Genomic DNA, 22,694 nt, shown 5'->3' on the forward strand with positions numbered 1-22,694 from the left:
TCAGGCCGGGACAGTCAGCGGAAACCGCACGCCGGTCAGTTCCTCGGAGACCGTCCACAAGCGACGCGCGGTCTCGAGATCGCGTGCTTTCGCCGACCGGCCGACGAGTTTCGGCGCGCCGCGGTTCTGCAGGAAGCCGCGCGGGCCCGCGTAGCTGTTGCCGGGAATGTCGGCCAGCGCGGCGTAAAGCGTCGGCCGGGCGCCTTGCTCGGGGGTTTGCGCGATCAGGCGAGTGCCGAATTTCGCGATGGAGGAAAGCACCGGCGTCTCGACTTTCAGCAGGTTCGTCGCCGCCACGCCCGGATGCGCGGCGGTCGCGAGCACCGGCGAACCGGCTTCGGCCAGGCGGCGCTGGAGTTCGGCGGTGAACAGCAGGTTCGCGAGTTTCGACTGTCCGTAGGCCGCCGTCGCCCGGTACGGCCTCCGTTCCCAGTTCAGGTCGGCGAAATCGATCGAGCCCACCCGGTGGCCGTTCGACGAAACCGTCACCACGCGGCCGCGGATCTGGCGCAGCAGCAGATTCGTGAGCGCGAAATGGCCGAGATGATTGGTCCCGAACTGGGATTCGAAGCCGTCCGCGGTGCGCGACAGCGGCGGGATCATGATCCCGGCGTTGTTGATCAGCAGGTCGATCGGCTCGGCGAACTCCGCGGCGAACGCGCGGACCGAGGCCAGCTCGGCGAGGTCGAGCTGCCGGACTTCGACGTCGCCGGGCAGTTGGCCGGCGACCTCGCGACCGCTGCGCGGATTCCGCACCGCGAGCACGACCCGTGCGCCCTTGGCGGCCAGCGCCGCCGCCGTCGCCCGGCCCAATCCGCTGTTCGCACCGGTGATCACGGCGGTGCGGCCGGTCTGGTTTTCCGGAAGAAGGTCCATGCCCCCAAAGTAGGCACCGACAACAATGTTGTCAACGGAAACATACTGCTAGACTGGCCGGGTGCCCGACCAGTCCGACGACCGCCCCTACCACCACGGCAGCCTCCGCACCGCCTTGCTCGACGCGGCCGAACGCGGGTTGCGCGCGCACGGGGCCGATCAACTGTCGCTGCGCGACCTGGCCAGAGAGATCGGCGTCAGTCACGCCGCGCCGCGCCGGCACTTCCCGGATCGGCAGGCGTTGCTCGACGCCCTCGCCGAAGCCGGTTTCGCCCGCCTGGACAGCGCGTTGCGCACGGCGTTGAAGACTGCCGACGACTTCCCGGGCCGCGTACGCGCCGCGGCAACCGCGTACACCCGCTTCGCCACCGAGAACTCGGCACTGCTGGAACTGATGTACACCAGCAAGCATCGCCCTGGCGCGTCGCGGATCGTGCAGGCCGCCGAAGCGCCATTCTCGCTGATGAACGACCTGATCGTCGAAGGGCAGCAGCAAGGCGCGTTGCAGGACGGGCCGCCGCAGCGGATCGGGGTCGTGCTGTTCGCGACGCTGCAAGGAATCGCGACGCTCGGCAACGGCGACCTCGTTCCGCCGGAATTGCTCGACGGGCTCGTGGACACCGCCGTCGAACAGTTCCTGCGCGGCGCTCGTCCGTAACGAAACCGGCGGGCCGGGCGAATGCGGCGGACAATTGGATACCGTGGTCGGCATGGCTGACCAACGACCGCTCGGCTTGCGAGAACGCAAGAAGCTCGACACGCGCAAAGCGCTGAGCGACGCCGCCGTGGCGCTGATGTACGAGAGAGGTCCAGACAACGTCGTCCGCGAGGACATCGCGGAACGGGCCGGGGTGTCGCTCCGGACGTTCAGCAACTACTTCGCCACGAAATACGACGCGGTCGCCTACCGGCAGGAGCACCGGATCCGGCTCAGCGCGGAACTGCTGCGGAAACGCCCGGCGGACGAACCGCTCTGGACCGCGCTCGCCGAAGCGCTCATCGAACCGCTGCGCGCCGACGGAGTGCCGTACGGGCAGCCAGCGTCCGACCAGCTCAGCGCGGTGCAGGCGTGGAGCGCGACGCCGGAGATGCGCACCGCGCTGGCCCGCGTGGAGACCGGCGACCTGGTCAAGGCGATCGCCGAACGCACCGGCACGCAGGTCGGCGACCTGTACCCGCAGCTGGTGTCCGACGTGGCGATCGCGGCGATGACCACAGTGCTGAACCGGTTTCTCGACGAGAGCCTGGAGAAAACGGTTCCGGCGACGCTGCGCGACGTGTTCGCGCGGATTTCCCGGGGGTTGCCGCCCCAGTGATCAGCGCCGCGAAGCCGCGGGCAGCGAATTCTCCCTGCCGTGCGCGGCGAACTCGGCCCGCAGCGCCTCCCGATCCTCCTCGGTGAGCAGCCGGTACGGACTGGTCCGGCTCGGCGCGTACCACACCCGGCCGCCTTCCCAGCCCTGTGCGCGCAACGGCGCCTTGTCCACCTTGCCGCTGCCGGTCACCGGGGCCTCGTCGATGATCCGGACGAACGTGGGCCGCCATTTCGTGCCGAGATCCGGTTGCGCGGCAAGGAATCCGGCGAACTCGGCCGGATCGAACGCGGCATCCTCGGCGAGAATCACCGACGCCATGAGCAGGTCCCCGGTCCGCGGATCGGGCACGCCGTAGCAGTGCGCCGCAGCGAACGCCGGGTACCGGCCGAGGATCCGCTCGACCGCGACCGTGCCGAAGTTCTCGCCGTCCACGCGGAGCCAGTCCGCCGCCCGGCCCGCGAAGTACAGGTAGCCGTCGCGGTCGCGGTAGCCCAGGTCGCCGGTCCAGAAGTCTTCGCCGCCGAATTTCAGCCGTTCGGCCATCGCGGCGGGGTTGCGGTAGTAGCCCTCGAACGTTTTCCCCCGGCCGACCGCGACGATCTCGCCGGTCGCTTCCTCGCCGTTCAGCAGCAGGCCGTTCCCGTCGAATTCCGCGAGCGGGCATTCCCGGTTGTCCTGGTCGCGGATCTCCGCGCGCATTCCGGGCGCGGGACGGCCCAGCGCGTTCGGCGGCGCGTCCGGGTCCGCCACGATGCGGATTCCGCCCTCGCTGGACCCGTATCCTTCCCGCACTTCGCAGCCGAACCGGCGGCGGAATTCGGCGGATTCTCCCGGCGCGGCTTCCGATCCGAAGGCCACTTCCAGCCGGTTGTCGGCGTCGGACGGTTGTTCCGGCTGCGCGACGACGTAGCTCAGCACCCGGCCGACGTAGTTGAAGTAGGTCACGCCGTGCGCGCGCAGGTCCGGGACGAACTGCGACGCGGAGAACTTCCGCACCAGCACGATCGTCGCGCCGACCTTCGCCGCCGCGGCGAGGTTCATCATGATGGCGTGCCCGTGGAACATCGGCAGGCACAGGTAGGTGACCGAATCGCGGTGCAGCGAGACGCGTTCGGCCAGCGCGTCGGTCAACCGGCCGAGGCGGCCGTTGCCGCAGATCACCGCCTTGGGCGTGCCGGTCGACCCGGAACTGAACAGCAGCAGGAAGATCGCGGCCGGGTCCGGGAGCCACGCGGGCAGGTCCGCGCCCGCGTGCTCGGCCAGCAAGCTTTGGTACTCCGCCGACTCCACGTCGAGGATCCGGCGGACGGTCGGCAGGTCGAGGCTCGCCGCTTCGTCGCGGTAGAGCGGTTCGGTGAGCAGCACGTCGACGTCGGTGTGGCTGATGTCCGCCGCCAGCTCCGCACCGCGCCGGGTGGAGTTGACGCCGACCAGGACGTCCCCGGTCACCGCTGCGGCCAGGATCCAGAACACGAAGTCCGGCAGGTTCTGCAGCAGCACCCCGACGTGCCGCTGCGTCCGGCCGGGCCCCGGCTCGAAGGTGCGCAGCAACGACGCCCGGACGGCGGCCTCGTCGACGACTTCCGCCCACGTCCAGCCTCGCCCCTCGAACCGCAACCCCTCGTGCGCGTCCCCGCGCCGGGACCGGACGACTTCCGCGAACGTCTCCATCAGCGGTCCGCCGCGAGGACGATCGCCGAGTGCGGCACCGGCGAACCGCCGGTGACGAGCACGTGCTCCAGCGACTTCGCCGGCTGGTTCACCGAGCTGCCGCGAATCAGCCGGACGCCCTCGGCGATTCCGTTGACCCCGTGGAGGTAGCCCTCCCCCAGCTGGCCGCCATGGGTGTTGACCGGCAGCCGCCCGCCGAGTTCGAGCGCGCCGCCGGCGATGAAGTCCTTTGCTTCGCCGCGACCGCAGAACCCGTATTCTTCCAGTTGCAGCAACACCATCGGCGTGAACGCGTCGTACAGAATCGCCGCGTCGATGCCGTCCGGCCCCATCCCCGACTGGGCCCACAACTGCTCGGCGACCAGCTGCACCTCGGGCATCTCGTCGATGTCGGCACGGTAATAGCTGCTCATCGAAATCTGTTGCGGCCCCACGCCTTGCGCTGCCCCGGCGATCACCGCGGGCGGATGCGGCAGGTCGCGAGCCCGCTCCGCGCTCACGATCACCAGCGCCTGTCCCCCGTCGCTTTCCTGGCAGCAATCCAGCAACCGCAACGGATCGGCGATCATCCGCGACGCCTGATGGTCTTCGAGCGTGATCGGCCGTTCGTGGAACCAGGCCTTCGGGTTCACCGCCGCGTGTGTGCGCGAAAGCACCGAAACGCGGCCGAAGTCCTCGCTCGTCGCCCCGTATTTGTGCATGTACCGCCGCGCCAGAAAGGCTTCTTGCTGCGCGGGAGTGAGCAGGCCGTACGGGTTGATCCAGTTCCGGTATTCCTGGTCGGTGTTCGCGGTGTAAGCGAACGGCGGCGGCCCGGCCCCGAACCGGTGGCCAGAACGTTCGTTGAACGCCCGGTACACCACGACGACGTCCGCGACGCCAGAGCTGACCGCGAGCGCCGCCTGCTGCACCGGCGCGCACGCCCCGCCGCCGCCGTGCGGAATACGGCTGAAGAACTTGAGCCGCGGAATCCCCAACGCCCGCGCGACCGCGATCTCCGGGTTGGTTTCCATGGTGAACAATGCGAATCCGTCGACTTCTTCGACCGGAATCCGCGCGTCGGCAAGAGCGGCGAGGACGCATTCGCAGGCGAGCTGCCATTCGCTGCGCCCGGAATTCTTGCTGAACTCAGTCGCGCCGATCCCGGCGATCGCGGCCCGCCGCGCGAACCCGCTCATGCCGCCACCTCTTCACGGAGTCGCACGCCGGCCGACCGGAAGGTGCCGGCATGAACAACCATGATTCGCTTGCGAGCTGCGCTCATGCCGCCACCGTCACTCGAGCCGACACGTGCACGCCGCGTTCGTGGCTTCCGGCGACCTTGATCGTCACCGCGTCCTCGGTCGCTTCGATGACTTCGCCGGCGAAAGTGAGCGTGTCCCCGGGAAACAACGGCAGCCCGAGCCGCAGCGACACCCTGCGGATCCGCGTCGCCGGGCCGCAGACGTCGGTGAGGTAGCGGTCGATGAACCCGTTGGTGGCGTTGATGCTGATGAAAATGTCCGGCATTCCCCGTTCGGCCGCCTTGCCGGGGTCGTGGTGCACGTCCTCGAAATCCTGCGACGCGATCGCGGTGGCGACGATCGCGGTCCGGTCGAACGGGATCGCCAGCTCCGGCAGGCGGTCCCCGAGAGCCAGGGTCATCGGGTGTGCTCCTTCGGGTCGCGCGGCCGCAGCTGCGGGAGGATTTCGCCGTGCGCGTGCTCGCTGAAGCCGACCCGCAGCGGCAGACCGATCTCGAGCCGGTCGTGGTCGATCCCGGCGATGTCCGCGACCAGCCGGACGCCCTCCTCCAGATCGGCCAGGCCGACCGCGAGCGGGTAGTCGAACGCGGGATCCTTCGGGTGATACAGCACCGTCCAGCTGTGCAATACCGCGCGTCCGCTGGCGACGACCGTGTCCCACGCGAAGCTCCGGCACACCGGACACGCCGGGCCGGGCGGATGCCGGAGCGTCTGACAGCCGGTGCAGCGCTGGATTTCCAGGCGTCCTTCGCGAGCGGCGGCGAAGAAGAACTGGTTGTCCTGGGTGATCGTGAGCCGCGGGACCGCGGTGTGCTCGCCCATCACTCGCTCCGTTCGGCCGGGCGGAACCGCAGGATCCGGAAACGTTCGTCGACCAGCAGTTCGCCGGCCTCGTCCACGTAATGCTTGCGCAGCGTCACGAAATGCCCGTAGCCGAGCGCGGTGCGCTTGCACCCCGACACGGCCTCGATGGTGAAATGGCAGGTCACGTGCGTGCCCGGGGTGATCTCGCGGACGTACTCCTGTTCGACGTCGGTGGCCACCACCGAGGTGTAGCCGGCGGCGTCGAGCACGTTCATCAGCCGCGAGTACGCGAAATCCTCCACCGCGCCCTCGCGGCGCAGCTGCTGGATCTCGCGGTAGCGCCGGTACCCGGCCATCACCCAGGTCGAGCACATCGCGGGCGGAGCGACGACGCCGGGGCGGCCGGTCGCCTTCGCCGCGGCGTCGTCGACATACACCGGATTGCGGTCGTCGAGCGCCTCGACCCAGTTGCGGATCATCGCCTCGTTCACCGCGTACCGGGCCACCCGCGGCGGCTCGGCCTGCTGGCCGGTGAACTCGGCGAAGTCCGTCCGGAGACCGGTCATCACCCCTCCTTGAGCAAGCGTTTGGCAGGACGTTAGGAGCGTGCGGGAAAGCGGGCAAGCGACAGTCCCGGTGGGCGGGCGGCTCGTGCGTGTCTATGCCGGTCAGCACCGGCGCCGCCACTCACGAGCCCTTACTCCCACCGCACCAGCCGCCGGACCACCTTCCCGGTCGCGTTGCGCGGCAACGGGTCCCGGGTCAAGAACCAGGCCGTCGGAACCTTGTACCGGGCCAACCTTTCGCCGAGATACTCGCGCAGCTCATCAGCGTCCACTTCAGACTCCGCACGAACCACTATCTTCGCCGCGACGATCTGCCCGTAATCCGGATCCGGCAGACCCGCGACAATGCATTCGGCGACCCCGGGATGTCCGGCGAGCTGTTCCTCCACCTCCGCCGGGTAGATGTTCTCCGCCCCGCGCAGGATCAGGTCGCTGCGCCTGCTCAGCACGAACAGCGCGCCGTCGCGCAGCTGGCCGAGGTCGCCGGTCCGGAACCAGCCGTCGTCGGTGAACGCGGCGGCGGTCGCGGCCGGGTCGTTGAAGTAGCCGAGCATCACCTGCGGGCCGCGGAGGTGGATCTCCCCGTCGGTGCCGTCCGGGACCGGACGGCCTTCGGTGTCGCGGATCTGCACTTCCATGTTCGGCACCGGCCGTCCCGCGGTGTCCGGGTCGGCGAGGAGTTCGGCGGGGGTCGCGAGGGTGGCCGCGGTGGACGATTCGGTCAGACCGTAGTTCGTGCTCAGCGAAGCGGCCGCACCGGGCAGCGCGTCCCGCAGCTGGTCTTTCAGTTCGGCGGTCGACGGCGCGCTGCTGACCGAGACGGTCTTGAGCGTGCTGAGGTCGTAGCCGGAGAGATCGGCTTCGACCAGGCGGGACAGCATCGTCGGGACCGCGCCCCAGTTGGTGATCCGTTCGGCCTGCACGAGGTCCAGCACCCGGTGGATGTCGAATTTCCCCTGGTACAGCACGGCGGTGTCGCCCACCGCGAGCCGCACGACGGCGAGGTTGTGCAGGGCGGCGATGTGGAACAACGGGGTGGCCAGCAGGAATCGGCGGTCCCGCGCCGGACGGCCGAATTCCGCCGCCAACGCGTCGTTGAACAGGTGGAACCAGACCGCGGCGAGCACGTTGCGGTGCGAGTGCGTCGCGCCCTTCGGATGGCCGGAAGTGCCGCTGGTGAAGAGGATGACGGCGGGGTCGTCCTCGTCGACCGGCTCAGGTTTCAGCGCGGTGCCTTCGTGCCGGCCAAGGAGTTCCCGGTACTGCGGGCTGCCTAATTCCAGCACCGGATACTGGTCCGCGACCAGCGGTGTCCGGGACGCGTCGGTCAGCACGACTTTCGGCGTGGTCAGGTCGAGGCCATGCGCGACCTCCGGCGCGGCCCACATCGAGTTCATCCCGACCGCGATCGCGCCGAGCGACACCGCGGCCCAGAATCCGACTATCCACTCCGGACAGTTCGCCGCGCACAACGCGACCCGGTCCCCTCGGCCGACCCCGTATTCGGTCCGCAGCACCGAGGCGAGCGCCGAAACCTGGTCGTAGTGCCGGGCAAAGGTGAGCCGGCTGTGCACAGTGACCAGATACTCGCGGTCGCCGAACTCGCGCGAGGCCTCCAGCAATTCGGTCAGGCGCCGATGCCGCCGCGCGAACACCCTCGCCGGACGGCCCGCGACCGGCTCCGGCCGGATCTCGAACCTCGCGCCCGGCGCGGTCAGCCGCGCGATGATGTCGTCCCGATCGGTCATCGGTCGCCTCCCGTTGTGATCATCGGATCGTCAGCTGCCCGCCGTCGACGTTCCAGCACTGCCCGGTCACCCAGCCCGCCTCGGCGCTGGCCAGGAACACCGCGGCCGCCGCGATGTCGGCCGGCTCGCCAACCCGCCGCAACGGCACTTGCGCGCGAACGTACTCGGCCCACGAAGCCGGATCCACGTCGTCCAGCCTGCTCGTGCCGACCACCCCGGGGCACAGCGCGTTCACCCGGATTCCGTGTTCTCCCAGCTCTTTCGCCGTCGAGGAGGTCAGCGACTGCAGCGCGGCTTTCGACGCGGAATAGGCCGCCGAGCCCGCTCCGGACAGCTTCCCGCCGATCGAGGAGATGTTCACGAAAATCCCGCCGTCGCCCTGCTCGACCATCCTTCGCCCGAACGCGCGCGTCATCAGGAACGGCCCGCGCAGGTTGACCGCAAGGACCCGGTCCCAGGTCTTAACGTCGAGGTCCAGCACCGGCAGGCGATCGGGCCCGCGCGCGGCCGCGGCGTTGTTGACGACGATGTCCACGCGGCCGAACGCGTCGAGAACGGTCGCCAGCAGGCGGTCGACCTGCACCGGGTCAGCGACGTCGCTCACCACCGGCAAGGCCTGGCCGCCGAACTCGCGAATCTCGTCCGCGACGGACTCGATGTCCCGCCAGCCCGCGGCCTGCTCTTCCGGCGGGAATTTCTCGCGCGGGCGGCCGCTGCCGGTCAGCGCGACCGCGCAGCCGGCCTTCGCCAGCTCGACCGCGATCGCCCGGCCGATCGACCGCATCCGGCCCGCCCCGGTCACCACCGCGACTTTGCCGTCGAACCCGCTCAGCGGATACATCTCAGAGCCGCTCGACGATCGCCGCCGTCGCCTGCGCCCCGCCGGCGCAGATCGCCACCAGGCCGAGCGTCTGGTCGCGGCGCTCCAGTTCGTCGACGATCTCTGCGAGCAGCCGGATTCCGGTCGCGCCGACCGGATGCCCGATCGCGATCGCGCCGCCGTTGACGTTGAGCCGGTCCTCGCCGACCCCGAGGGTGCGGGCGAATGACAGCGGCACCGCCGCGAACGCCTCGTTGACCTCGAACAAATCGATGTCCGCGATGGTCATCCCGGCTCGGCCAAGCACGCGTTCGGCCGCGCGGATCGGGCCGTCCAGCAGGTACTTCGGCTCGGCGCCGACGATGGTCTGCGCGACCAGCCTCGCCCGCGGCCGCAGCCCGAAGGTCTGGTCGGCGTCGACCAGCAGCGCGGCCGAGGCGCCGTCGGAAATCTGCGACGCGGTGCCCGCGGTGTGCAGGCCGTCTTCCTTGATCGGGGCGAGTCCGGCGAGGGCTTCGGTGCTGGTGTCGCGCAGTCCTTGGTCGCGGTCGAACTGGCCGCCGTCGAGCGGGACCGGCAGGATCGAACGGCCGAACCGGCCCTCGTCCCAGGCACGGCGCGCGCGTTGCTGCGAGCGGAGCCCGAACGCGTCCAGGTCCGCGCGGGCGAGCCCGCGCCGTGCGGCGATCCGGTCGGCCGCCTCGTACTGCGCGGGGAGGTCGGTCTTCCACGACTCCGGACGCGGGCGGCCCGCGTCGCCGAGGTTGCTCAGCAGCGGCACCCGGCTCATCGACTCGACCCCGCACGCCATTCCGGCGTCCACCAGCCCGGCCGCGATCTGCGCGGCGATCAGGTGCACCGCCTGCTGCGCGGACCCGCATTGCGCGTCGATGGTGGTGGTCGCGGTCTCCTCCGGGAGCCCCGCGTGCAGCCAGGCGAACCGGCCGACGTTGTTCGACTGCTCGCCCGCCTGCGTGACGCATCCCGCCACGACGTCGGTGACCAGCGCCGGATCGAGGCCGGTGCGGTCGAGGATCCCGCGCTGCACGTGACCGAGCAGTTCGACCGCGTGGATGCCGGACAACGCGCCGCGCCGCTTGCCGAACGGGGTGCGGACCGCGTCCACAATGACCGGGGTGCCCATCATGCATCTCCTGGAGTCGTGCGGGCCCAGGCGTCGGCGAGGACCGCCGCGTCGCCGCAGGTCGCTTTCAGCCTCAAGTCACTTTCCTGCTGCCACACGGAAATCCTCAATGTCTGGCCGGGGATTACCGGACCCGCGAAGCGCGCTCCCAGTTCACGGAGGCGTGCGGGGCGGCCGTCGAGGAAGTGGTCCACGACGGCTTTGGCGACCAAGCCGTAGGACGCCAGCCCGTGCAGGATCGGTGCTTCGAAGCCTGCCTTGGCCGCGACCTCCGGATCTGCGTGGAGCGGGTTGCGGTCGCCGTTCAACCGGTACAGCAGCGCCTGGTCCGGCGTGGTGGCGACGTCGAGCACGTGCGTCGGATCGCCGTCCGGCAGCTTCGGTCCGGCTGCGGTGCCTGGGTCTCCGCCGAAACCGCCCTCGCCGCGGGCCCAGATCGACATCTTCGACGTCCACAGCGGACCATCGGCGTCCGCGACCTCGTGGGCCAGCACGATAACCGCGGCTTTGCCCTTGTCCTGGATCTCCGCGATCCGCGTGGTTCGTTCCGCCGAGCCGGACGTCGGCAGCCGGTCGCGGTGGAGTGTGACGACCTGTCCGGCGTGCAGCAGCCGGGTCAGGTCGACGTCCACACCGGGCAGCGTCAACCCTTCCGCGGGGCGGTCTCCGGCGGAAATTCCTTGTCCGGCAACGAGCGCGAAGGTCGGAAGGACTTCCAGGTCCCGTTCGTAGCCGTACCGCAGGTCGGTGCCGGAGCCGAGGGAAAGGTGGTACAGCAGCACGTCCCGGGTGGTCCAGGCGAGCTGCTGGGTGCGCGGCGGGGCGTTGAGCGCTTTGTCGACGTCGATGGGCACGGAATCCTCCTAAGCCGGGGCACCGATCGGGGGTGCGGACGGCAACCGGTCCCCGAGTTCGGCGGCGAGTGCGTCGGCGGCGCCGAGGGTGAAGGCGACCTGGCGGCCCCAGAGGAAGTAGCGGTGGATCGGGTAGTCGACGTCCGCGCCGATGCCGCCGTGCAGGTGCTGGGTCGCGTGCACGACCCGCAGTCCTCCGCGCGAGGCCCACCATTTGGCGACCACCGCGGCGATCTCCGCTTCGTCCTCGCGGCCCTCGTCCAGCAGCCAGGCGGCGCGCTGGGTGCAGACGCGGATTGCCTCGGTGTCGAGGTAGGCGTCCGCGGCCCGTACCGCGACAGCTTGATTCGTCGACAACGGACGTCCGAATTGGACTCGTTCCGAGGTGTACTTCGCGGTGGTCGCCAATGCCTCGGCACACACGCCGACGCTGATCGCGGCCAGTGCGACCCGGAGCCTCCGCAGTGTCCATCGCAGAGCTTTGTCGCCGGAAGCCAGGATGTCCTGCGGGGCGGCTACTGCCCCCGTGAAGCTGATGGATGCGTGGCTTTCGCGGCTGGTGACTTCGACGGGCGTCACGGCGAGGTTGACCGTCGGTACCAGTACCAAGTGGACTTCGTCGGCTTCCTTGACCGGCACCAGCACCAGATCGGCTTGCGCGCCAGCGGGCACTGACCCGACCTCGCCGGCGAGTTCGAGCTCGTCGCCGCGCCGGGTGGCGGTCACCGAAACCGTGTCGTCGAACGCGCCGACCAGCAGCGCCGAACCGTCCAGCACGCGCGGCAGGACCCGGTTCCGCTGATCCTCGGAACCGAACTGCGCGACCGGCAGCAATCCGCCCGCGACGACGTTCCACAATGGAACCGGCGCGACGTGCCGTCCCACTTCCTCCAGCAGCACCGCCAGCCCGGTCATCCCCAGCCCGGCCCCGCCGTCCCGTTCGGACAGGCAGATCCCGAGAAGGTCCGCTTCCGCGAGCACTCGCCAGAGGCCGGCGTCGAAACCGCCCTGCTTCTCGACGGCCGCCACCCGCTCGACGGTCGCGCGGTCGGCGAAGATCTTCGCGGCCAGCTCGCGGACCGCGCCAAGGTCGTCGTTGAGGTCGAAATCCATGTCAGCTCCTGGCCTTTTCCGGACGGCGGCGCGCGGACAGCGTCATGCCGAGGGTTTTCGCGGCGACGATCTCGCGCAGCACCTCGTTGGTGCCGCCGCCGAAGGTGTTGTTCTGCGCACGGCGGGCGAGCGTCTCGACCCGTCCGTTCACCGCCGCTCCGGGCGAATCGGGCCGCAGCAGGCCGCGAGCGCCGAGCACTTCCTGAAGCCTGCTGTACGCGGTCACCACCGCTTCGGTGCCGAACACCTTGGCGGCAGCGGAATCCCCGCCGCCGAGGGTGCCTGCCGCGACATCCGCGACCAGCCGCAGGTTGATCAGGTCCGTGGCGCTGAGCAGCGCGTACACCTCGGCCAGCGTGTGCCGGACCCACGGCAGGTCGTACACCGTGCCCGGGCCGAACGGCTCCTCCTGCGCCCACTTGAGGACCGCGTCGTACATCTGGTTCGCGATGCCGCCGCGTGCGGCGAGGGCGACGCGTTCGTGGTTGAGCTGGCTGGTGATGAGCCGCCAGCCGTCGTTCAGCTCGCCGACCACATTGGACAGTGGAATTCGGACGTCCTCATAGTACGTCGCCGAGGTGCTGATCCCGCCCACCGTGTGGATTTCGGTGGCGGAAAAACCTGGCGTGTCAGTCGGCACGAGCACGACGGAGATGCCCCGGTGCGGCGGCGCGTCCGGATCGGTCCGGACCGCCAGCCAGATCCAGTCGGCGAAGACGCCGGCACTGGTGAAGATCTTGTTGCCGTTGACGACGAGCGAGTCGCCGTCGATCTTCGCCCGCGTCTGCAGCGACGCGAGGTCGGTGCCCGCGCCGGGCTCGGTGTAGCCGATGGCGAACATCAGCTCGCCGCGCAGGATCGGGGGCAGGAAGAACTTCTTCTGTTCCTCGGTGCCGTGGTGCATCAACGCGGGCGCGACCGTGTTCAGGGTGACCAGCGACAGCGGGGCTCCCGCGCGCAATACCTCGTCGTAGAACACGAAAAGCGCTTCCGGGTCCTCGCCGCGGCCGCCGTACTCCTCCGGCCAGCCGAGGCCGAGCCAGCCGTCCGCGCCCATCCGGCGCAGCACCCGGTCGAACACCGGGCCGCCCTCGGTCTGTTCGGCCAGCGCGCGGCGGTCGTCCTCGTCGATGATGCGGGCGAAGTACTCGCGCAGCTGCGCGCGGAGCCTTCGCGAACGCTCCGACAGCTCCGGATGCATGCGGTTTCTCCTCAGGATCGGGTCAGCGGGGCAAGCCGAGGACGCGGTGGGCGATGACGTTGAGCTGGATTTCCACGGTGCCGCCGCCGAACAGCACGGCGGGAAGGCCGAGGTGGTCGACGACGTGCCCGTCCTCCGCGCTCGCGGAGCCGGGGCCGAGCAGGGCGATCACCTCGCGCGAGCCCTCCTGCTGGGCGAGCGCGCTGAACACCTTCTGGACGCTGACCTCGGCGCCCAGGTCGAGTCCGGCGAGCCGGGCCAGGACGCTGCGGAGGCCGAGCGCGGCGAGCGTGAGTTCCCGCGACGCGCACCGGCCGAGCGCGGCCAGTGCGTCGGGATCGTCGGGATGGTCGCGGAGCAGCTGGCGGATCCGGTCGGACGAACCATGCGCGAGAGTCGCGCCCATGTTGTGCCGCTCGTTGGCGAGCGTGGTCGTCGCGAGCTTCCAGCCGCTGTTCGGTTCGCCGACCAGATCGCGGTCCGGGACGAACACGTCGTCCAGGAAGACCTCGTTGAACTCCGAGCGTCCAGTGGCCTGTTTGATCGGCCGGACGGTGACGCCCTCCGTGGCCAGATCGACGAGAAAGTACGAGATTCCGCGGTGCTGCGGCGCTTCCGGGTCGGTGCGGGCGAGGCAGACGCCCCAGTGCGCCTCGTGGGCCAGCGAGGTCCAGACCTTCTGCCCGGAGATCCGCCAGCCGCCGTCCGCTTTGGCCGCGCGAGTGGTGAGCGAGGCGAGGTCGGAACCCGCGCCGGGCTCGCTGAACAGCTGACACCAGCGGATTTCCCCGCGCAGCGTCGGCAGCACGAACCGCTCGCGCTGTTCCGGGGAACCGTGGACGAGCAGAGTCGGCAGGACCCATTCGCCGATCACCGTGGTGGGCTGCGGAATTCCGCGGCGCTCGAACTCCTCCGCGATGACGGCCTGTTCGAGCGGCCCCGCGGCCAGGCCGTAGGGCTTCGGGTAGTGCGGGGCGGCGAGACCTGCGTCGGCGAGCGCGCGGGTGGACGGCTCGGTCTGGTCGAGGACGGCGGCGATCTGGCGGCGCAGTTCGAGGCAGTCTCGGGGGCTGGCGATGGTCAGGTCGCGGGTCGTGGTCCGGGCACGCTCGCCGAGGGTGCGGGCGGCTGATCGGCCGAGGGAACCGGACAGCGCGACGGCGCGACGCCAGTAGAGGTGCGCGTCGTGTTCCCAGGTGAAGCCGATCGCGCCGAGGAGGCGTACGCAGCCGAGGGATGCGTCCACCGCGGCGGGAAGCGCGGCGTGCCTGGCCTGCGCAGCGGAAAGCGCTTGCTGCGCAACGGAATGCTGCTCGGCGCGCGCCGCGTCCCAAGCGGCGGCCGTCGCGATCTCGCGGTGCAGAAGAATGCCCGCCGCTTGATGCTGGACGGCTTGGAACGAACCGATCGGACGGCCGAACTGGACGCGGGTGCGGACGTGGTCGACGGCGCAGTCCAGAGCCCAGCCGCACAACCCCGCCGCCTCCGCGGCCGTCGGGACCGCGAGAGCCAACTCGGCGCGTTCCGGGTGAAGTTCTACGAGGTTGTCCTGAGATACCAGGAAGTTCTCCAGTGTGAGCCGCGCCGCGGATCTGGTCAGATCAACGGCCTCGACGGGGATCAGCTGCCCGGGCTCTGGCCGGAGCACGAACCAGATCTCTTGTGCGCGGACGACCGCGATCTCCGCGTCCGCGAGCCCGAGCGTCGGGCAACTCGTGCCGTTGACATGCCAGCCGTCCGCGGTGCGGGTCGCGGAGAGACCGTCTAGTACGACAGCTCCGGTCGCACCAGCGGCGAACGCGGACAACGCCTCCGTCGGTGCGGCGGCGGCGAGAACGGCACTGGCCATGACGGTCGGCAGGAACGGTCCCGGCACCAGATGGCGGCCGAACTGCTCCGCCACCACGGCGAGTTCGAGCAGCCCAGCGCCTTGGCCGCCAACGGATTCCGGCAGGTGCAGGGAGTGCCAGCCTTGACCGGTCAGGGCTTTCCAAAGGTCCGGCCGCCCGGGTTGGGCGCGGGTCTCGGCGATCGGCGCGTACCGCGCGGCCCACCCGGCGGCGGAGGCGGCCAGGTCGCGGTGTTCCTCGGACAGGGCGATGGGCATGGGTCAGATCCGTTCGACGAGCACGCAGCTGGTGGCGGCCGCGGCGCAGATCGCGATCATCGCGAGGCTGGCGTCGCGGCGTTCGAGTTCCTCGACGGCCGTCGCGAGCAGGCGGATGCCGGTCGCGCCCGCCGGATGGCCGAGCGCGATCGCGCCGCCGAGGACGTTGAGCTTGTCCTCCGGGACGCCGTGCACTTGCGCGAACGACAGCGGAACGGCCGCGAAAGCTTCGTTGACCTCGAACAGATCGATGTCGCCGATGGTGAGCCCGGTGCGGTCGAGCAGTTTCCGCGCCGCGGCGACCGGCCCGTCGAGGAGGTATTCGAGGTCGCCGCCGATGACGCACTGCGCGAGAAGCCGCGCCCTCGGCCGGAGGCCCAGTTCCCCGGCGCGGCCGCGGGACAGGAACAGCGCGGCACTCGCGCCGTCGGAGACCTGGGACGAGGTGCCCGCGGTGTGCAGGCCGTCGGGCACGGTGGTGCGGAGACCGGCGAGCGCTTCCGTCGAGGTCTCGCGGAGGCCCTGGTCGCGAGTGATCCGCCGGCCGTCCGGCACTTCCAGCGGGAGGACTTGCCGGTCGAAAAGCCCAGCGTCCCAAGCCTTCCGCGCGTTGTGCTGGGAACGGAGGCCGAACGCGTCGAGATCCGCCCGGCTCAGCCCGCGCTTCCGGGCGATGCGGTCCGCGGCGGTGTACTGGTCCGGGGTTTCGAGAGACCAATCGGCCGGTCTCGGCGTGCCCGCACCGGTCCCTTGCTTCGGGGTGAGCGGCACGCGCGACATCAACTCGACGCCGCACGCGACGCCCGCGTCGACCGTTCCGTTCGCGATCTGGCCGGTGAGCAGGAAGGACGCCTGCATCGAAGTGCTGCACTGCGCGTCGATCGTGGTGGCTCCGGTCGCCGCCGGGAGCCCGCCGTAAAGCCAGGCGGAGCGGACGACGTGGCCGTACTGCTCGCCCAGCGGCGTGACGCAACCGCCGATCACCTGGTCGACCTCGCCCGGCTCGAGTCCGGCGCGATCGAGGACGCCGCGCTGGACCCGGCTGAGCAACTGGACGGCATGCAGGTCGGAAACCCAGCCGTCGCGCTTGCCGAACGGCGTGCGAACCGCGTCGACGAGTACTGGCGTGGTGTCGTTCAAGCCCGGATCTCCTTGTCGCGGGACAGGCTGGACCGGCCCCGGTAATCGAGCAAGCGTTTGGTTGGAGGTTAGCTCCGGCCCGGCAGGCGGGACAAGCACAGGTACTGGTGAGCGGGAGTGGCCCGGCGCCGCGGCGGGCTCGGCTCGGCCAGCCTCGGCTGCCCGCTGCCGAACGAGCCGCCGCGCCGCCCCGCTGGCGAGCAAGCAAGGCCTGGCAACCTCGCGCCGCACGCTCGCCGAATAACCACCACGCAACCCGGTCGCACCACTCCGCGCGCCGGCGGACACGCTCCGGCCAGCTTGCGATGCCCGCTCCCGAACTGGCCCGGCCCGATCAGCCCACTGCGCAACAAGCACCGCACACACCGCTCCGTCCGCAAAGCCGGCCCGCCCCGCCCCGCCCAGCCTGCGCCGTCGCTCCCCCGCCGCGAGCCGCCGATGCCACTCACCGGGAGCAGCCGCCCGCCGGGGCCCCGCCATCGGCACCATGGCGGCATCCCTTCCCGCATTGGAGGCCCCGTGTCCCACCCCAGCACCGCCCTGTCCGGCCGCACCGCCATCGTCACCGGGGCCGGAGCCGGGCTCGGACGGGCCGAAGCGCTCGCGCTCGCCGCGGCGGGGGCGAACGTCGTCGTCAACGATGTGAGCGAGGCCGGGGACAAGGTTGTCGCCGAGATCGAGGCAGGCGGCGGCCAGGCGCTGGCCGTCCCGGGCGACATCGGCGACTGGCACTACGCCGAAGAGCTCGTCGCCGCGGCGACCGAGGGCTTCGGGTCTCTCGACATCGTCGTCAACAACGCCGGCATCACCCGCGACGCGATGCTGTTCAACCTCGGCGAGCAGGACTGGGACGACGTCATCCGCGTCCACCTCAAAGGCCACGCGGCCCTGTCCCGCGCGGCGGCACGCCATTGGCGGCAGGTCAGCAAAACCGCTGGCGAGCCCGCTTACGGACGGCTGATCAACACGTCGTCGGAGGCGTTCCTCCTCGGCGGCGCGGGGCAGCCGAACTACGCGGCGGCGAAGGCAGGGATCGCGGCGCTGACGTTGTCGTGCGCGCGAGGACTGAGCCGCTACGGCGTGCGCGCGAACGCGATCTGCCCCCGTGCCCGGACGGCGATGACCGACGGGATCTTCGCCGCCGGACGCAGTGCGGGCGGGCTGGACATCCTCGCGCCGGAGCGGGTCGCGGCGTTCGTCGCGTACCTCGGGTCCCCGGCGGCGGAGGCGGTGAACGGGCAGGTGTTCGTCGTGTACGGGGACATGGTCGCGCTGCTCGCCCCGCCGACCGTCGAGCACCGGTTCGTGTCCGCTCGAGGAGCGTTCGACCCGGCGGAGCTCGAGCGGGCAGTCACGCCGTATTTCGCCGGGCGCGACCCGCGGAAAACGTTTGCGGCCAGCGACATCGTGGGGCTCGACGACACCGAGACGTCGTGAGCGGCACTGCCGGTCAGCACCGGCATCGCCGCTCACGAGCTCACCGCACCGCCGCGGCCATCTTCTCCAGCATCGGCCGGACGTCCCGGCGGCGGTAGCCGAGCAGCTCCGTCTCGCGGGCGTCCGGTTCGTAGGAAATCGTCGCGCCGCGGCCGGGGACCAGGACCCGGTCGGGCAGGAACGGGTGCTCCTCGTCGCGTTCTGCCAAGACCCGGCCCGAACCGGAGACGTCGAAGATCAGCTGGAAGTAGTCCCGGAAGCTGAGGTTTTCGTCGCCCACCAGGTACGCCGCACCGGATTCCCCGCGCAGCAGCGCGCCCTCGACCGCTTCGGCCAGGCTCCGCACGGACAGGTAGTTCGTCCCGCCGAGCGGTGCGAAGTCCGGCACCTTTCCGATTAGCTCCCCGCCGGCCCAGGCCAGCATTTTCGCGAACTGCCGCGTCGACCGGCCGGGTGCCATGCCGACGATCGACGGCGGGTTCAGCGTGCACACCGTGAACCCGTCCCCGGCGAGGGCGCGCGCTCCTTCGTCGGCGAGGCGGCGCGCGTCGACGTACGGATTCGTTTCCGCGAGATCCGGCCGGACCTGGTGGTAGTAACTGCCGATCTGGACGAAACTTCCGACGCCGGCCCGTTTCGCGCGCGCCGCGATCGCGGTGACGCCGTCGATTTGGTACGTCCGCCAGAATTCCTCGTCGCCCCAGCCGGTGACGTGCCGGATGTCCTGCCCGGCCGCGAAAACGACGGCGTCGAACGGGGCGAGCGCGGCCTCGTCGAAACCGTCGTGGGCGTAGTCGCCGAGCAGCACCGGCAGGCCCGCCGCCAGCGAATCGGCGTCGGGTTCGTGTCGTCCGGCGACCGTGACGGCGTGCCCGGAGTCGCTCAGGTGCACGGCGGTGTTCGCGCCGATCATGCCGGTGCCGCCGATGACCAAGACCTTCATGCGCATTCCTCTATCCGAAGTGGACTCGCCCGCCGTCGACCACCGGGCCGCGTTCCGACGTGATCCGCAGGCCGCCGTCGGACCAGCCTTCGACTCGCAGTTCCTCGCCGGGGAACACTGGTGCGGCGAACCGGCCTTCCAGCGACGTCAGGTCCGCCGGATGCGCGCCGACCTGCCGGGCCGCGACCAAAGCGCCCGCGCCGAGGGTGGCCAAACCGTGCAGGATCGGGCGCGGCTGGCCGATCCCGGCCGCTGCCGCGGGGTCGACGTGGATGTGATGCCGGTCCCCGAGCAACCGGTACAGCAGGGCTTGATTGTCCGCAGTGGACAACGGGACGGTCCAATCCGGACTGTCCAAAGCGGGCGGGCGGCCGGGGCCGCGCTCGCCGCCGAAACCGCCGATGCCGGGACAGAACAACGACCACGTCGCGACGAAGTAGTCCGATTCGACGGCCACGTCATACACCGCCGCGCTGCCCTTGTCCCATACCTCCGGAACCCGGGCCCGCATGGAAATCTCGCCCGCGGGCGGCAATGGCCGCAGAACCCGCAACCGCTGCGAACCGTGCACCGCGTTGCCGACCTCGAACGCGCCGGCCGAGCCGAGGACGTCCGGGGCCCATTGGGCCAGCGTCAGCGCGAACGGCGGCAGCACCCGAAGCCGGTCCTCGAAGACCAAGTCGAGTTCGTCCGGCCGGGCACCGATGGCGAGGGCGTAGAGGATCGGGTCGCGGTCGGTGTAGGCGACGGTGCGTTCGCCGAGGACACGACCCTTCCAGTCCGCGGGGCTGTTCACTGCGCTCCGTAAACCGGTTCGGGCGCGGGCGCTTCCTTCAGCAGCTCGCGCACGGCCGGGCCGACTTCGTCCGCGGTCCAGCGCCGGTCCAGTTCGCGGGACGGACCGTGACTCCAGCCGTTCTCCACGCAGATCCGGCCGCCCTCGACCTCGATCACGCGGCCGGTGACGTCCGCCGCCTCCTCGCTGGCGAGCCACGCGACGATCGGCGACACGTTGCCCGGGTGCATCGCGTCGAACCCGTCCTCCGGCGCGGCCATCTGCGCCGCGAACGGGCCTTCGGTCATCCGGGTGCGCGCGGCCGGGGCGAGAGCGTTCACCGTGATGCCGTACCGGCCGAGCTCCGCCGCTCCGACCAGCGTCAACGCGGCGATCCCGGCTTTGGCGGCGCTGTAGCTGCCCTGGCCGACGCTGCCCTGGAGACCCGCACCGGAGGTGGTGTTGACGATCCGCGCCGCCCGCGTACGCCCCGCCTTCGCCTCCGCGCGCCAGTAACCCGCGGCGTGGTGCATCAGCGCGAAATGCCCCTTGAGGTGCACCGCGACGACCGCGTCCCACTCCTGCTCGCTGGTGGTCACGATCATCCGGTCGCGCACGAAGCCCGCGTTGTTGACCACGATGTCCAGCCCGCCGAACGCGTCGACCGCCTGCTGGACCAACGCTTCCGTCGCCGCGAAGTCGGCGACATCGGCACCGTTGGCCACCGCTTCGCCGCCCAGCGCGCGGATCGCCTCGACCACTTCGCCCGCCGGACCGTCGGACGCGCCTTCGCCCGCGCCCGACGTGCCGAGGTCGTTGACCACGACGCGTGCGCCCTGCCGGGCCAGCTCCAGCGCGTGCTCGCGGCCGAGCCCGCGGCCTGCCCCGGTCACGATCGCGACCCGGCCCTCCAAAATCCCGCTCACATCATCTCCGTTTCGTCGACCGGCCGGCGAGGCGGTTCCCCGTAAACCAAGCAAGTGTTAGGCTACCAAGCAATCGCTAGGTTAGGAACGCACGTGACGATTTCCACGCAGCTCCACGACAACGGCACCTTCGTGGTCACCATGGACTACCCGCCGGTGAACGCCCTGCCGGTCGCCGGATGGTTCCGCCTCGCCGAAACGGTCCGGCAGGCAGGCGAGGACCCGGCGGTGCACGTCGTCCTGCTCAGGGCCGAGGGACGCGGCTTCAACGCGGGCGTCGACATCAAGGAAATGCAGCGCACCACCGGTTTCGACGCCCTCGTCGGCGCGAACCGCGGCTGCTACCTGGCATTCAAGGCGATCTACGAATGCGCCGTCCCGGTGATCGCCGCGGTGAACGGCTTCTGCCTCGGCGGCGGTGTCGGCCTCGTCGGCAACTGCGACACGATCATCGCCGCCGACGACGCGTACTTCGGCGTCCCCGAGGTAGACCGCGGCGCTTTGGGCGCGGCGACGCACCTCGCCCGCCTGGTCCCCCAGCACCTGATGCGCACGCTGTACTTCACCAGCCGCACCATCGCGGCGAAAGACCTGGTCCAGCACGGCTCGGTACTGGAAACCGTGCCCGCCGCCGACCTGCACGACGCCGCACTCGCGCTGGCCGCCGAGGTAGCGGCGAAGGATCCGCGCGTCATCCGGGCCGCCAAAGCCGCGCTCAACGGCATCGACCCGATCGACGTCAACCGCAGCTACCGTTACGAACAGGGCTACACCTTCGAACTCAACCTCATCGGAGCCGCCGACGAACACCGCGACGCCTTCGTCGCCACCGGCCGCCCGATGAACGACTGACCTCTCGAGGAGACCCGTGCCTCTCCGCACCCCGCTCACCGAGCTCACCGGCGTGACCCACCCGATCGTGCAAACCGGCATGGGCTGGGTCGCCGGCCCGCGCCTGGTCTCCGCGACCGCCAATGCCGGAGCTCTGGGCATCCTCGCCTCCGCGACGATGACCTACGACGAACTCGACCACGCCATCAAAGAAGTCAAGCAGCGCACGGACAAGCCCTTCGGCGTGAACCTCCGCGCCGACGCGGGCGACGCCGCCGAACGCGTCGAACTGCTGATACAGCACGGCGTCAAGGTGGCATCTTTCGCCCTGGCGCCCAAAAAGGACCTGATCGCCCGCCTGAAGGACCACGGCCTGGTCGTCATGCCCTCCGTCGGCGCCGCGCGACATGCCGAAAAAGTCGCCTCATGGGGCGCGGACCTGGTGATGATGCAAGGCGGCGAGGGCGGCGGCCACACCGGTCCGACCGCCACCACCCTGCTGCTGCCGTCCGTACTGGACGCAGTTGACATCCCAGTGGTCGCCGCTGGAGGATTCTTCGACGGCCGCGGCCTAGCCGCCGCACTTGCGTACGGCGCCGCCGGCATCGGGATGGGCACGCGTTTCCTGCTCACCAGCGACAGCGCGGTGCCGGATGAAATCAAACGCACCTACCTGGGCTTCGGCCTGGACGGCACCGTCGTCACCACCAAGGCCGACGGCATGCCGCATCGGCTGTTGCGCACCCCGTTCATCGAGGGCCTCACGAAGGAAGGCTTCGTGCAACGCATGGCGCGGACTCTGCGCCGAACGAAGGATTTCAAGCGCCTGAGCGGCCAATCCTGGCCGTCCTTGGTCGCCGACGGCCTCCGCATGAAACGCGGCAGCGACCGCTCGTGGACGCAGACGATGCTGGCCGCGAACACCCCCATGCTGCTCAAAGCAGGCCTGGTGGAAGGCGACACCAAGGCCGGGATGCTGGCGTCCGGGCAGGTGGTCGGGGTGATCGAGGATCTGCCGAGCTGCGCGGAACTGGTGACCCGGATCGTGGACGCCGCACAGGAGCGGCTGAAAGCCACCAGCGCCCTGCTGGACTGAGTCCAAGCACGTGAGGGAACCCTGCGGGACTCCGATTTCCTCAGGGTTCCCCTCGCGTACTTCACGAGCCCCGCCAAACCGC

22 protein-coding genes are annotated in these 22,694 nt (G+C 70.3%); 5 read left to right on the forward strand and 17 right to left on the reverse strand.

Features of this window, described 5'->3' with window-relative positions; genetic code table 11:
- Positions 1–876 carry an oxidoreductase gene (locus H4281_RS24125; protein ID WP_182893199.1) on the reverse strand — a complete coding sequence of 292 codons (876 nt, stop codon included), beginning with the start codon at positions 874–876 and terminating at the stop codon, positions 1–3.
- 61 nt (positions 877–937) lie between these two features.
- Here H4281_RS24125 and H4281_RS24130 point away from each other — a divergent pair, with 61 nt between their 5' ends.
- Together H4281_RS24130 and H4281_RS24135 are read left to right on the forward strand one after the other, a co-directional pair.
- Positions 938–1,534, forward strand: a complete 597-nt coding sequence (locus H4281_RS24130) for a TetR/AcrR family transcriptional regulator (RefSeq protein ID WP_182893200.1) — start codon at positions 938–940, stop codon at positions 1,532–1,534.
- A gap of 52 nt (positions 1,535–1,586) precedes the next feature.
- A complete protein-coding gene (locus H4281_RS24135) occupies positions 1,587–2,192 on the forward strand; it encodes a TetR/AcrR family transcriptional regulator (protein WP_182893201.1) in 606 nt (201 codons plus the stop codon).
- On the opposite strand, the gene H4281_RS24140 is transcribed toward H4281_RS24135, so the two are convergent.
- The 13 genes from H4281_RS24140 to H4281_RS24200 all read right to left on the reverse strand — a co-directional run bounded on the left by H4281_RS24140 (position 2,193) and on the right by H4281_RS24200 (position 16,604).
- Entirely contained in the window at positions 2,193–3,863 is a 1,671-nt protein-coding gene (locus H4281_RS24140) for an AMP-binding protein (RefSeq protein WP_182893202.1), read from the reverse strand.
- Positions 3,863–5,041: a lipid-transfer protein gene (locus H4281_RS24145; protein WP_182893203.1), complete on the reverse strand. Its 1,179-nt coding sequence runs from the start codon at positions 5,039–5,041 to the stop codon at positions 3,863–3,865. Before H4281_RS24145 ends, H4281_RS24140 begins: the two co-directional genes overlap by 1 nt.
- An 82-nt stretch (positions 5,042–5,123) precedes the next feature.
- Entirely contained in the window at positions 5,124–5,507 is a 384-nt protein-coding gene (locus tag H4281_RS24150) for a hotdog family protein (protein ID WP_182893204.1), read from the reverse strand.
- The gene (locus tag H4281_RS24155; RefSeq protein WP_182893205.1) at positions 5,504–5,929 is read right to left on the reverse strand and encodes a Zn-ribbon domain-containing OB-fold protein; all 426 of its coding nucleotides are present in this window, start codon (positions 5,927–5,929) and stop codon (positions 5,504–5,506) included. Before H4281_RS24155 ends, H4281_RS24150 begins: the two co-directional genes overlap by 4 nt.
- Entirely contained in the window at positions 5,929–6,477 is a 549-nt protein-coding gene (locus H4281_RS24160; RefSeq protein ID WP_182893206.1) for an FAS1-like dehydratase domain-containing protein, read from the reverse strand. Before H4281_RS24160 ends, H4281_RS24155 begins: the two co-directional genes overlap by 1 nt.
- A 131-nt stretch (positions 6,478–6,608) precedes the next feature.
- Entirely contained in the window at positions 6,609–8,225 is a 1,617-nt protein-coding gene (locus H4281_RS24165; RefSeq protein ID WP_182893207.1) for a class I adenylate-forming enzyme family protein, read from the reverse strand.
- 19 nt (positions 8,226–8,244) lie between these two features.
- Positions 8,245–9,066, reverse strand: coding sequence for an SDR family NAD(P)-dependent oxidoreductase (locus H4281_RS24170; RefSeq protein ID WP_182893208.1), 822 nt, complete (start codon positions 9,064–9,066; stop codon positions 8,245–8,247).
- A gap of 1 nt (position 9,067) precedes the next feature.
- Positions 9,068–10,189, reverse strand: coding sequence for a steroid 3-ketoacyl-CoA thiolase (locus tag H4281_RS24175; RefSeq protein WP_182893209.1), 1,122 nt, complete (start codon positions 10,187–10,189; stop codon positions 9,068–9,070).
- Complete coding sequence (locus H4281_RS46600) at positions 10,189–11,043, reverse strand: MaoC family dehydratase (RefSeq protein WP_182893210.1); 855 nt, start codon at positions 11,041–11,043, stop codon at positions 10,189–10,191. The genes H4281_RS24175 and H4281_RS46600 overlap by 1 nt, the downstream gene beginning before the upstream one ends.
- 9 nt (positions 11,044–11,052) lie before the next feature.
- Positions 11,053–12,156, reverse strand: a complete 1,104-nt coding sequence (locus H4281_RS24185; protein WP_182893211.1) for an acyl-CoA dehydrogenase family protein — start codon at positions 12,154–12,156, stop codon at positions 11,053–11,055.
- Between the two features lies 1 nt (position 12,157).
- Positions 12,158–13,357, reverse strand: a complete 1,200-nt coding sequence (locus H4281_RS24190; protein WP_182893212.1) for an acyl-CoA dehydrogenase family protein — start codon at positions 13,355–13,357, stop codon at positions 12,158–12,160.
- A 22-nt stretch (positions 13,358–13,379) separates the two neighbouring features.
- Positions 13,380–15,464 (reverse strand): acyl-CoA dehydrogenase family protein, encoded by a 2,085-nt coding sequence (locus H4281_RS24195; RefSeq protein ID WP_182893213.1) that lies wholly within the window; start codon positions 15,462–15,464, stop codon positions 13,380–13,382.
- A 3-nt stretch (positions 15,465–15,467) separates the two neighbouring features.
- Positions 15,468–16,604, reverse strand: coding sequence for a steroid 3-ketoacyl-CoA thiolase (locus H4281_RS24200; protein ID WP_246412267.1), 1,137 nt, complete (start codon positions 16,602–16,604; stop codon positions 15,468–15,470).
- A gap of 519 nt (positions 16,605–17,123) precedes the next feature.
- Between H4281_RS24200 and H4281_RS24205 the strand changes: the two genes are divergently transcribed.
- Positions 17,124–18,041: a 3-oxoacyl-ACP reductase gene (locus H4281_RS24205; protein ID WP_312872171.1), complete on the forward strand. Its 918-nt coding sequence runs from the start codon at positions 17,124–17,126 to the stop codon at positions 18,039–18,041.
- 40 nt (positions 18,042–18,081) lie between these two features.
- On the opposite strand, the gene H4281_RS24210 is transcribed toward H4281_RS24205, so the two are convergent.
- From H4281_RS24210 to H4281_RS24220, 3 genes are read right to left on the reverse strand one after another with little or no spacing between them, the layout of a single operon-like run.
- A complete protein-coding gene (locus H4281_RS24210; protein WP_182893215.1) occupies positions 18,082–18,984 on the reverse strand; it encodes an NAD-dependent epimerase/dehydratase family protein in 903 nt (300 codons plus the stop codon).
- Between the two features lie 10 nt (positions 18,985–18,994).
- Positions 18,995–19,780, reverse strand: a complete 786-nt coding sequence (locus H4281_RS46605; RefSeq protein ID WP_182893216.1) for a MaoC/PaaZ C-terminal domain-containing protein — start codon at positions 19,778–19,780, stop codon at positions 18,995–18,997.
- Entirely contained in the window at positions 19,777–20,685 is a 909-nt protein-coding gene (locus H4281_RS24220) for an SDR family oxidoreductase (RefSeq protein WP_182893217.1), read from the reverse strand. The genes H4281_RS46605 and H4281_RS24220 overlap by 4 nt, the downstream gene beginning before the upstream one ends.
- A 93-nt stretch (positions 20,686–20,778) precedes the next feature.
- Between H4281_RS24220 and H4281_RS24225 the strand changes: the two genes are divergently transcribed.
- Together H4281_RS24225 and H4281_RS24230 are read left to right on the forward strand one after the other, a co-directional pair.
- Positions 20,779–21,537 carry an enoyl-CoA hydratase family protein gene (locus tag H4281_RS24225; protein WP_182893218.1) on the forward strand — a complete coding sequence of 253 codons (759 nt, stop codon included), beginning with the start codon at positions 20,779–20,781 and terminating at the stop codon, positions 21,535–21,537.
- A 16-nt stretch (positions 21,538–21,553) separates the two neighbouring features.
- Entirely contained in the window at positions 21,554–22,612 is a 1,059-nt protein-coding gene (locus tag H4281_RS24230) for an NAD(P)H-dependent flavin oxidoreductase (RefSeq protein ID WP_182893219.1), read from the forward strand.
- Positions 22,613–22,694: the final 82 nt, after the last annotated feature.

This window comes from Amycolatopsis dendrobii, from assembly GCF_014145675.1.
Classification (GTDB): domain Bacteria; phylum Actinomycetota; class Actinomycetes; order Mycobacteriales; family Pseudonocardiaceae; genus Amycolatopsis; species Amycolatopsis dendrobii.